The sequence below is a fragment of the Streptomyces sp. NPDC054956 genome, from assembly GCF_053609185.1.
This window is the reverse complement of record NZ_JBSGXB010000592.1, coordinates 1-1,909: the sequence shown is the minus strand read 5'-3', so window position 1 is coordinate 1,909 and position 1,909 is coordinate 1. Positions and strand designations below refer to the sequence as shown.

Below are 1,909 nucleotides of genomic sequence, written 5' to 3'. Positions count from 1 at the left end.
TCCCGGTGGCCCGCGTCCTCCACCAGGGCCGGTGGCACCGCCGCGCTCCATTCCTGCCCCGCGGCGCCGACCCGCGCCAGCACCTCCTCGGCGGCCGGGCGCCGGTCCGGCTCCTTGGCGAGGCAGTCCCCCACCAGGGAGAGGAGTCCCTCGGGAACGCCGTCGAGCCGGGGTTCCTCGTGGACGATCCGGTACAGGAGGCCGGGGAGCGCCATTTCCTCGCCGTGGGCCAGGAACGGACTGCGGCCGGTCGCCGCGTACACGAGGACCGCGGCCAGCGAGAACACGTCGGCGGGCGCGGCGGCCACGGTTCCGGTCGCCTGCTCCGGCGCGAGGTAGCCGGGCGTACCGATGACCGCGCCGGTCTGCGTGTGGCGCGGGTCGCGTACGGCGCGGGCGATGCCGAAGTCGATGAGGAAGGGCCGCTCGGGGCCGAGCAGCACGTTCGCCGGCTTGATGTCGCGGTGGACCACACCCGCCGCCCGTACGGCGGCGAGCGCGGCCGACAGCTCCCGGGCCAGGCACCACACGGCCTGCGTGGACAGCGGCCCGTTCCGGTGCACCCAGTCGCCCAGCGAAGGCGCCGCGACGTACTCCGTCGCCAGCCACTGCGGGGACGCCCCCGGAGGGCTGAAGTCCACGACCGAGACCGTCCACGGGGAGCGCACCCGGTCGTTGGCGCGGATCTCCCGGGCGAAGCGGTCGGCGAAGTCCGGGTCCCGGCTCAGCTCCCGGTGCACCGTCTTCAGGGCCAGCGGCCTGCCGGATGCCGTCCGGGCCAGGAACACCTCGCCCATGCCTCCCTCGCCCAGCCGTGCCAGCAGGCGGTACCCACCGATCTCCGGCGGGTCACCGGGCCGCAATGACTCCACCAACTCCCCCTGTCCCCATGAACTTTGTCCGGACGCTCGGGCGTGCGGATCAACCGATGGAGCCACCCTAGAGGACGTCCCGGCAGGACCGGGGCGGCGAACGGCACCTTGATCCTCGAGCGGCGCGGTCCCTGAAGCGGGGTTCAGGTTTTCCGGGCGGCCGGGCGGAATGCGGCATTCTGACGGCATGCGCCTGCTTTTGGTCGAAGACAACGCCCGGTTCGCCGACCTGCTCCGCCAGGGCCTGTCCGAGGAGGGGTTCACGACGGAGTGGGCGCCCGACGGGCACGCGGGGCTGCGCCGCGCCCTGGGCGGCGGCTACGACGCGATCGTGCTCGACGTGATGCTGCCGGGGATGCACGGCTACGAGGTGTGCACGCGGCTCCGCGCCGCCGGCGACAGCACGCCGGTCCTGATGCTCACCGCGAAGGACGGCGAGTACGACATCGCGGAAGGGCTGGAGACCGGCGCGGACGACTATCTCGTCAAGCCGTTCTCGTTCGTCGTGCTGACGGCACGGCTGAGGGCACTGGCGCGCCGCAGCAGGCGGCACATCCCCACCGGGTGGCAGGTCGGCGACCTGCTGATCGACCCGGTGTCCATGCGGGTCTGGCGCGGCGAGGAGGAGATCGAGCTCACCCCGAAGGAGTTCGCCGTGCTGGGCTGCCTGGCGGAGAGGGTCGAGCAGGTGGTCACCAAACCGGAGATCATCGGGCGGGTCTGGGACGACCAGGCCGACCGCCCGCTCAACGTCGTCGAGGTCTACGTCAGCTCCTTGCGGCGGAAGATCAGCACGCCTTCCGGAAGTGTGAGCATCCTCACCGTCCGGGGCAGCGGCTACCGGCTCAGCGTCGGCCGCCGGCCCGCTTCCCCGTCGTGACGGCCGCCGGATCACCGTGCCGCGCCGCCTCCGCCCGCGCACGCTGCGGACCCGCGCCACGGCCGCCGTCACCGCGGCGCTCGCCGTCGCCCTGGTCACCGCCGCCGTGCTGTTCCTCTCCGTCATGCGCTCGGACCTGTGGGAAACCGCCCACGAG

The 1,909-nt window shown here is 73.1% G+C and carries 2 protein-coding genes; one reads left to right on the top strand and one right to left on the bottom strand.

Annotated elements, in window-relative coordinates; translation table 11 throughout:
* A partial coding sequence (locus ACWGDE_RS38570; RefSeq protein ID WP_453393754.1) for a serine/threonine-protein kinase occupies positions 1 to 872 on the bottom strand: 872 nt, incomplete at its 3' end.
* 187 nt (positions 873 to 1,059) lie between these two features.
* On the opposite strand from ACWGDE_RS38570, the gene ACWGDE_RS38565 reads away from it, so the two are divergent.
* Positions 1,060 to 1,752, top strand: a complete 693-nt coding sequence (locus ACWGDE_RS38565) for a response regulator transcription factor (RefSeq protein WP_453393753.1) — start codon at positions 1,060 to 1,062, stop codon at positions 1,750 to 1,752.
* The last annotated feature ends 157 nt before the right edge of the window (positions 1,753 to 1,909 follow it).